Source organism: Nonomuraea composti, assembly GCF_012034275.1.
GTDB classification, from domain to species: Bacteria; Actinomycetota; Actinomycetes; order Streptosporangiales; family Streptosporangiaceae; genus Nonomuraea; species Nonomuraea composti.
On the sequence record NZ_JAATEP010000090.1, the window covers coordinates 22,165 to 30,276 of the forward strand.

At 71.2% G+C, this 8,112-nt stretch carries 12 protein-coding genes; 9 read left to right on the forward strand and 3 right to left on the reverse strand.

The annotated features are described in order from the left end of the window. Positions 1–72: 72 nt before the first annotated feature. From HCN51_RS54805 to HCN51_RS54825, 5 genes are read left to right on the forward strand one after another with little or no spacing between them, the layout of a single operon-like run. Positions 73–945 (forward strand): LLM class flavin-dependent oxidoreductase, encoded by an 873-nt coding sequence (locus HCN51_RS54805; protein ID WP_168021720.1) that lies wholly within the window; start codon positions 73–75, stop codon positions 943–945. 36 nt (positions 946–981) lie between these two features. Then, the gene (locus tag HCN51_RS62835) at positions 982–2,097 is read left to right on the forward strand and encodes an ATP-binding protein (protein WP_168021721.1); all 1,116 of its coding nucleotides are present in this window, start codon (positions 982–984) and stop codon (positions 2,095–2,097) included. Beyond that, a complete protein-coding gene (locus tag HCN51_RS54815; RefSeq protein ID WP_168021722.1) occupies positions 2,090–2,758 on the forward strand; it encodes a response regulator in 669 nt (222 codons plus the stop codon). The genes HCN51_RS62835 and HCN51_RS54815 overlap by 8 nt, the downstream gene beginning before the upstream one ends. A gap of 30 nt (positions 2,759–2,788) precedes the next feature. Beyond that, positions 2,789–3,082 (forward strand): hypothetical protein, encoded by a 294-nt coding sequence (locus HCN51_RS54820; RefSeq protein ID WP_168021723.1) that lies wholly within the window; start codon positions 2,789–2,791, stop codon positions 3,080–3,082. Further along, a complete protein-coding gene (locus HCN51_RS54825; RefSeq protein WP_168021724.1) occupies positions 3,075–3,503 on the forward strand; it encodes an acyl-CoA thioesterase in 429 nt (142 codons plus the stop codon). The genes HCN51_RS54820 and HCN51_RS54825 overlap by 8 nt, the downstream gene beginning before the upstream one ends. 205 nt (positions 3,504–3,708) lie before the next feature. On the opposite strand, the gene HCN51_RS54830 is transcribed toward HCN51_RS54825, so the two are convergent. Both HCN51_RS54830 and HCN51_RS54835 read right to left on the reverse strand, forming a co-directional pair. Beyond that, on the reverse strand, positions 3,709–4,026 hold the full coding sequence (locus HCN51_RS54830; protein ID WP_080039998.1) for a hypothetical protein: 318 nt from the start codon (positions 4,024–4,026) through the stop codon (positions 3,709–3,711). 72 nt (positions 4,027–4,098) lie between these two features. Then, positions 4,099–4,695: an NAD(P)-dependent oxidoreductase gene (locus HCN51_RS54835; protein ID WP_168021725.1), complete on the reverse strand. Its 597-nt coding sequence runs from the start codon at positions 4,693–4,695 to the stop codon at positions 4,099–4,101. A 233-nt stretch (positions 4,696–4,928) separates the two neighbouring features. On the opposite strand from HCN51_RS54835, the gene HCN51_RS54840 reads away from it, so the two are divergent. The 3 genes from HCN51_RS54840 to HCN51_RS54850 all read left to right on the forward strand — a co-directional run bounded on the left by HCN51_RS54840 (position 4,929) and on the right by HCN51_RS54850 (position 6,406). Beyond that, on the forward strand, positions 4,929–5,297 hold the full coding sequence (locus HCN51_RS54840; RefSeq protein WP_168021726.1) for a YciI family protein: 369 nt from the start codon (positions 4,929–4,931) through the stop codon (positions 5,295–5,297). 5 nt (positions 5,298–5,302) lie between these two features. Then, positions 5,303–5,635 (forward strand): YciI family protein, encoded by a 333-nt coding sequence (locus tag HCN51_RS54845; protein ID WP_168021727.1) that lies wholly within the window; start codon positions 5,303–5,305, stop codon positions 5,633–5,635. 156 nt (positions 5,636–5,791) lie between these two features. After that, positions 5,792–6,406, forward strand: a complete 615-nt coding sequence (locus HCN51_RS54850; protein ID WP_168021728.1) for a hypothetical protein — start codon at positions 5,792–5,794, stop codon at positions 6,404–6,406. 534 nt (positions 6,407–6,940) lie between these two features. On the opposite strand, the gene HCN51_RS54855 is transcribed toward HCN51_RS54850, so the two are convergent. Continuing rightward, positions 6,941–7,576: a TetR/AcrR family transcriptional regulator gene (locus HCN51_RS54855; RefSeq protein WP_168021729.1), complete on the reverse strand. Its 636-nt coding sequence runs from the start codon at positions 7,574–7,576 to the stop codon at positions 6,941–6,943. Positions 7,577–7,923: 347 nt separating this feature from the next. On the opposite strand from HCN51_RS54855, the gene HCN51_RS58665 reads away from it, so the two are divergent. Further along, positions 7,924–8,112: hypothetical protein (locus HCN51_RS58665; RefSeq protein WP_206069039.1), on the forward strand; the 189-nt coding region annotated here is incomplete at its 3' end.

The following is an 8,112-nucleotide window of genomic DNA, read 5'->3' on the forward strand; positions in this document are numbered from 1 at the left end:
CTTGAGGTCAACCAGGCTTGAGGTCCTAGCGTGAGCGTCCTGACCGCGTTCCCTGAGAGAAGGATGATCACGATGCGCCTGACCACGAGCCTGCCGACGGACGGCAGCGGCATCCCCGACGTCGCGAAGGCCCGCCATCTGGAGCGACTCGGCTACGACGCCGCCGGCTTCTCCGACGTGATCGTCGGGGACGGCACGCCCGGCGTGGACCCGGCCGTCACGCTGGCCGCCGCCGCGGCCGTCACCGAGCGGATCGGGCTGGAGTTCGGAGTGCTGAGCCTGCCGTTGCGGCCGGTCGCGTGGGTGGCGTCCCAGGTGCAGACGTTGCAGCTGCTGTCGGATGGCCGGGTGGTGCTGGGGGTGGGGATCGGCGGCTTTCCCGGCTCGCCGTTCTGGCGGGCGGTCGGCGCGCCGGTGTCCGGCCGGGGGCGCTGGACCGACGCCGCGCTGCGCGCGCTGCCCGGCCTCATTTCCGGCCGGCCCACTCCGGTGGGCGGCGCCGAGGTGACGCTCGGCCCGGCCGCCGCCGTCCCGCCGATCCTGGTCGGCGGGAACTCCGAGGCGGCCATGCGCCGCGCCGTCCTGTACGGGGACGGCTGGGCGCCCTCCCTCATCACCCCCGCCGCGCTCGCGGCCAAGGTGGCACGGCTGCGCGAGCTGGCCGGGGAGCTCGGCCGCCCGGTGCCGTCGGTGTCGGTGGGCGGCCACGCCTTCCTGTCGGGTGACCGGGCCGCGCTGGAGTCGTTCGTCTCCATGCTGTCGGGGCCGCACGGCATGCCGGAGGAGACGGCCAGGGACGTTCCGGTCACCGGCGGGGTGGAGGAGGTGGCCGAGCGGCTGGCGGCGTACGCGGAGGCCGGGGCGGACGCGGTGGGGCTGGCCCTGGACGGCGCGGAGTGGATGCGGCAGGCGGAGGTCCTGGCCGAGGCCCGCGACCGGCTGTGACACCGCGGGCCCGGCGGCGTGGCTAGGTTGGGACGCGTGACGCAGCGGCACTGGTTCGACGGCGGCGGCTCCACCCGGTGGGACGTCGGGGCGGCGCTGCTGTGCGTGCTGGTGTTCTGGCTGCCGGTCGCCTCCTGGGCCCAGGCGGGGCTGATCGTGGTGCTGGTCGCGGGCATGGTGCTGCGCGCGCGGCGCCCGGTGGCGGCGTTCGTGCTGGTGACGGCCGCGACCCTGGCGGGGGCCGCGCTGGGTGTGACGCAGGACCCGTTCGTCGCCTCCGCGTGGGTGCTGTACCGGGTGGCGCTGGCCCGCGGCACCGTCCGGTCGCTGAACGCCGTCGCGGGCGCCACCGCCGTGACCATCGCGGGCGTGGCGTTCCTCGGCACCGCCGACGCGGAGAGCACCGTCCGCTACACGCTCCTGAGCCTGCTCGCCCTGGCCGCCGCCTGGGTGCTCGGCGCGACCACGCGCCGCGCCGCGCTCCAGGCCGAGCAGGCGATGCTCGCGGAGCGGCAGGCGGCGGTCGTCGCCGAACGGCTGCGCGTGGTGCGGGAGGTGCACGACGTCGTCTCGCACTCGCTCGGCACCATCGCCGTGACCGCCGGCGTCGGAGCCCGCGCGGACGACCTCGGGCGCCTGCGCGGCAAGCTCTCCCAGATCGAGACGGTCAGTAGGCAGGCGCTCGACGAGTTACGGGCGACGCTGGGCGCCGTGCGCGGCGACGGCGAGAGCGCCGAGCGCCATCCTCAGCCGGGCCTCGGCGACCTGCCCGCCCTGGCCGAGCGCATGCGCGGCAGCGGGCTCACGGTGACGTTGGCGATGTCCGCGACGGTGGCGGTGCCGGCCGGGGTCGAGCTGGCCGCGTACCGGATCGTGCAGGAAGGTCTGACGAACGCCGCGCGCCACGCGCCCGGCACGCACTGCGAGGTGACGCTGACCTGCGCGGACGGGGACCTGCACGTCTCCGTCACCGACGACGGCCCCGCGGCGTCCGCCCTCCTCCCCCGCCCGCCGGACGGCCCCGGGTTCGGGCTCGTCGGGCTGCGCGAGCGCGTCGAGCTGCTCGGCGGCCATCTCACCGCCCGCTCGCGCCCCTCCGCGGGCTTCGAGCTGCACGCGATCATCCCCCTCAAGGAGGCGCCCCGTGCCTGACCAGCGGATCAAGGTCCTGGTGGCCGAGGACCAGCCGCTCCTGCGCGCCTCCCTCATGGAGCTCGTCGCCGGCGACCCGCGCCTCGACGCCGCCGCCGAGGCCCGCGACGGCAGGGAGGCGGTCGAGGCGGCCCGCCGGGTGCGTCCCGACGTGGTGCTGATGGACATCCGCATGCCGGTCATGGACGGGCTGGAAGCCACGCGCGCCATCTGCGCCGCCCATCCCGGGACGAAAGTCGTCATCCTGACGACGTTCGACCTCGACGAGTACGTCTACGAGGCCCTTCGCGCGGGCGCCACCGGCTTCCTGCTGAAGAACGCCGGCACCGGCGAGATCCTGCGGGCGGTGCGCATCGCGTACGAGGGCAACGCCATGCTCGCCCCCGAGGTGACCAAGCGCATGATCGCCGGCCTCGCCACCCGCAGGGCCCATCCGGGCCCCGATCGCATGGCGATGCTGAGCGATCGGGAGCGGGACGTGGTGGCGGCGATCGTCCGCGGCCTATCCAACGAAGAGATCGCCGCCGCGCTGTTCCTCAGCCGCGCCACCGTCAAGACGTACCTGAGCAGGCTTTTCCTCAAGCTCGGCGTGCGGGACCGCACGCAGCTCGTCATCCTCGCGTACGAGACCGGGTTCGTCGACAGCCTCCGATCGCTGTAGCGATCGCTTCCGATTGCTAACCTATGAGCCATGACCGAGCTACGTGAGGTGGCCGCCGCGCTGCGCCAGATCAGCGCCGGCTTCGCCGCCCTGGCCGACGCGATCTCCGATACGGAGCCTCCGGAGGAGGCCCGGTACCGCGAGCTCATCCAGGAATGGGGGCAGCGGGGCCTGACCAGGGCCGAGGCGAGCGCGCTGTTCCGCAAGCACGGCTTCTCGCCACAGCTGGCGGGCGGCTGGGCGCGGGGCGACTGGCTGGAGATCCGCGACGACGGCCGCCGCTACCTCACCGAACGATCCCTGCGCTGGCTGAGCGATGACTGAGCCGTTCAGCGTGCGCATGGAGGTGCGCGTCTACGAGGTCGACCCGCAGCTCCACCTCAACGGTGGCTTCTACATCCAGTACGCCGACCACGCCCGCTTCGCCTGCGTCCAGGCGGCCGGGGTGTCCGTCGAGGCCCTGCTCGGCAGCGGCCTCGGGCCCGTCAACCTGGAGACCGTCATCAAGTACCACCGCGAGCTGCGCGGCGGCGACCAGGTGGACGTCACGTGCGCGTGGGAGTGGGGCGGCGGCCGGACATACCGCGCGCACCACCGCTTCCTCCGCCTGGACGGCACCCTGGCGGCCGAGGTCAGCCACGTGAGCGGCCTGCTCGATCTCAAGACCCGCCGCCTGATCGCCTCCCCCGGCCACGAGTGGCGCATCCGGGCGGACGAACCCGCCCTGCTGGGCCTCGACCCCTGACAACCCCGGAATGCCGTTGACCTTCCTGACAGACCACTGTTCATGCGCTCGGCTTACCGCCGGCGAAGCTGCACCCCGACGCCAACGGGATCCAGCTGCCCGCCGAGTTCACCAACCGGGTGATCGCCCGCTCCGACCATGACCGTCCGTATCGTCGCCGTGGGGTGCCCGCCGCACCGTTTGCGGATCGGTGGGCCGCGGGCGGTCAGCGCGGGCGGCTGAGGGCCGCCTCGGCCAGATCCGTCCACTTCTCGGCCGAGGAGTGGGGCACGACCACCCAGTCCCTCATCTCCCTGCCCCGCCCCGACGGGTCGAACAGGGACGCCCCGTCCAGCCGCAGCGCGGCCTCATGCTCCGGGGTGTCCCTGACCAGCCGGAACACCATCGCGCCGTCACGCTGCAGGCTCGCGAACACCTTCCCCGCCCGATCCTTGAGCGCGGGGCTGCCCATCATCCTGGAGATCCGTACGCCCAGGTCGGCCAGCTCGGCACCGACCCGCTGGAAATCCTCTTCCGCACCCATTGTCAGCCGATCCCCGTTCTGTGGTGGTGTGATCGGACAGCATAGTGCCGGAGATCGACCTGCTGGACGACGCTACTTCGGCCCGCAGATGCCCAGGGCCTTGCCGATCAGCGCGGGGTCCTCGACCGCGTCGAGGAGCGCCATCGCGTAGTCGGCGCGGGAGAGCTGCATCGCCCCGCCTGTCGCGTTGGCCTCGAAGTCGAGGTGCACGCGTCCCGCGGGCGGCTTGTCGTTCAGCATGGTCGCTCGCGCGATGGTCCAGTCGAGGCCGCTGACCTGCAGCATGCCCTCCGCCCGCGCCAGGTCCACGTACACCTCGCGGAAGAACAGCCACGCCAGCGTGACCGGGAGCCGGGGGCGGGTGGCGGGCACCGAGCGGCTGCTCGTCATCACCACCCGCCGCACGCCGGCCTCGCGCATGGCGGTGATGAGCGTGCTCGCGATCCCGCTGCCGCCGACCGCGGCGAGGACGGCGTCCTGCCCCTGAACGGCCGCCCGCACGGCTTCGAGATCGTGCGCGTCGCCCTGGCGCACGTCCGCGAGCCGGCTCCGGTCGGTGAGCAGTTCGGGGCGGCGGGCGAAGGCGGTGATCTCGTGCCCGCGCCCGGCGCCCTGGGTCAGGACGTGCTTGCCGGTACGCCCGGTCGCGCCGATGACCAAGATCTTCATAGCATGGCACCCTTCTATATGGCTGTTTGCACTATAGCCATACGCACCTCCCTTAGTGCAAGCTGCACTATGGTCTGTGGTGTCGAGCGCAGCACAGGGAGCGCCCTCGCATCGAAGAGATCGGTGCGGCGGCAGAAATTTCGCGCCCGTCCGCGCAAGAATCCGGTACCGGCTCCGACCCCATACCGAACGGCACCCGACGGGGGCGCCGCCCGACCATAGAGGGACAAGACATGAAATTTCTGCTGATCATGCACAACAACCCGCAGATCTGGGACGCACTCACCGAGGAGCAGCGCAACGACGTCATGAACGGCCACGGCGCCTTCATGGAGACCATCACCAAGTCCGGCGAGCTGATCAGCACCGCGGCCCTGGCCGACCCGTCCCAGAGCGCCGTGGTGCGCGTCCGGCGCGGCGCCCCCGTCGTCACCGACGGCCCCTACCTGGAGGCCAAGGAGTTCCTCGGCGGCTACTACCTGGTGGAGTGCGACAGCCGCGAACGCGCCCTGGAACTGGCCGCCCTCATCCCGGACGCCGGCGTCGAAGGTCTCGGCATCGAGGTGCGGCCGGTCGTCTTCGCCGGCACGGCCGACGGCTGAGCACGGTGAAGTTCCTGCTGAACGTGTACGTGAGCACCGCGGCCGGCGACGTCTTCGACCACGAGCGCCTGCTGGCCGTGGCCGGGCGTGCGGGCGAGCTCATCGGCGGCCACACCCTCGCCGACCCCTCCGTCAGCACGGTCGTCCGGGTCAGGGACGGCGTGGTGGAGGTGCGCGAGGGCCCGTACCTGCCCGCCGCCCACCATGTCGCCGTCCAGTGCCTCCTCGACTGCGACACCCGGGAACGCGCCGTCGAACTGGCCACCCTCATGGCCGGCGACCAGGCCAGGGGCATAGAGGTACGCCCTTTGATGGATTTATCCGGCATGGAGATGTAACCACCTCCAGCACCCGAGGACCTGCCGCAAGACCCGCCACTCCAGGCAGGTCCTCGGCCCCGCCCCAGGCAGGTCCTCGGCCTCCCACCCCCGGCATATCGCGCTTTCACGCTTGAGACAAAGGAACCACGAGCCTCCACGGGCCGTTATCCCAGCATGGGAAGGGTCGACGATTTCGTGGAGAATTTCTTCGATCGGCATTTCTGGGCCGCGTTCACGGCAGGCGGCCTCATGCTCGGAGCCTTCCCCCTGATTTTGCTGGAGCAAGCTTTTGACCAGCCGGAGTTGTGGCCGCGCGTCATGACAGGTGCCGCCATCGGAGCGGGCATCATGGCCCTTCCCACCGCCCTCCTGCTCGCTCAACCGGCACGCCGCCTGGCTCAAGGCGCGCTGGCCCTGCTCGTCTCGGTGGCCGTTCTCCTCTCGTTCGCCACGGCCGCTCCTCACAGGCACGATCCGGTTCTGGTGCCCCTGGAGGGGCCCGGCCAGGCCGAATGGGCGGGCACCGCGGCACTGATCATCGCCTGGGGCGCGACGGCCGTACTGGTGATGGGTTCGTACGCCATGACCCGGCAAACCCGCGCCCGCGAACACCGTGCCCACGTGGAACAAAGCGACGACGGCAGCATTTACGTGGCGGTGTGTTCTTGCGGCTGGCGCGGAAAAGCCTTCCAGGACAGCTCCGCCGCTTTCGACGAGGCCGGCCGTCACGCGAACAAGGTGGAGATCACCATCCGCAAGGTCTCGAATTCCCCCTCGAAAAACCCTTGAGCAGTCCACACTGCCAAACATCCTCCCTGCCTCAAACAGACCCTCATGTGCAGGATGGGCAGGCGGTAGGCGCTGATCAGCCCCAGCCCCCGGCAAGCACACCGAGGCGACAGTGCAGAAGTGCCGGCATGGTGGGCCTGCTCCGAGCGGGACAGGACCTGCGGGTCAGCGCACCTCGCGGCGTCCCGATCGAATACCGGAAGACCAACACGATGTCCCCGTCGAACACCAGGAGACCAACGCAGCATGACCGGTCGCGCCGAACGCCCACTGCTCTTCCTCGACGTCGACGGCCCCCCTTCTCCCTTTCGGCGAGGACCCGGAACGTGAACCGCGAGGCACTGCGCCCGACTCCCGTTTGGCCCGGCTCTCCTCCACCACGTGAAGTCCTACCGAGGACTCACCGATGAAGACTTCGCCATCCTGGACCGATGGCTCCGAGCCCTGTGAGTCACCCGCGATCACAGCATTTCCAGGACGTAGACGAGCACCATGCGGGACGAGCGGGCAGGCCCACGAATTCATGGGCAGGAGTCAGTTGCCGCCGTCGCCACCGGCCTTTCCTGGGCCGTGGGCAGCCGGTGCGGGGGTGAAGACGCAGGACAAGGCGCTGCGCAGGATGGTGGCGAAGGAGCCGGTGACGCCGGGCTGCAGCCAGTGGCGACCGGCCACACGGATGGCGCCGGCGACCGCGGCAGCCGTAACGGCTGGGAACAGGTCGCGACGAGGGTCGGTGCCGGTGCGCTCGGCGATGGCCTCGGCGAGCGGGCCCTCCGCCATGCTGAACGCCTTGAGCGCCTCGCCCTCCAGCGCGGGCGTCGACATGATCACGGCCAGGCCGGCCCGGTCGGGCTCGGGATCGGTGTAGAGCTCGGTCACCGCCGCGATCACGGCCTCCTCCAGCGGCTCCGCCGTCGGTCTGGAGCGCAGTGCCTGCCCCACGCGCCGCGACTGGTCGGCCTGGAAGGCGCAGATCGCCTCCTCCCTGCTGGAGAAGTAGTTGTTGTACGTGCGGGGCGAGACGCCGGCGGCGCTGGCGATGTCGTGCACACGGACGAGCGCCAGCCCGTTGGGGCCCTGCTCGATGGCCAGCCGTAGCGCGGCATGGCCGATCGCCTCCCGGGTGGCCTGCTTGTTTCGCGTCCGCAGATCCATGGCGTCGTCGTTCATGACGTGAAGCCTACCGGAAGATGCGCGACACGCAACCTGTGCGCGGCACGCAAGTTGTGTGTAGAGTGCGGGGCAACGCCTGGCACTCCCCGAAGTGGAGTGCCCACCACCCGGGGTGCGCCGGGACGGTGAGGTTTCGCAGGCAGGCTCCGATGTCACGCGCTGCGAACCGTCCGTCGCGGGCTCCGTCCCGACGCACACCGGTGCGGGGCGTGCCGCCTGCCCACGCACGCGACAGCACATGCTGCCCGGACGCGGACCCGACGGCACTGGTGGCACAGACGCGAACCGAGCGGCCCGGATCGCAAGGACCCGGACCTGGCGACACGGCCCGGAAGGAGGCGGACATGACAGCACGGGCTGGGCCGCTCGGACCTGGACCCGGCGGGACGGGTCACCTGCTCGCAGTCCTGACGAGCGTGCTGTCCAGGCATGAACGCGGCACCCCTGCTGCCACACCCCGGCTGCGGCTCAGGAACCAGATGGATCCAACCAGAACAGGAGTGACGATGGCCTCAAAGATGATCGCGTTCGAT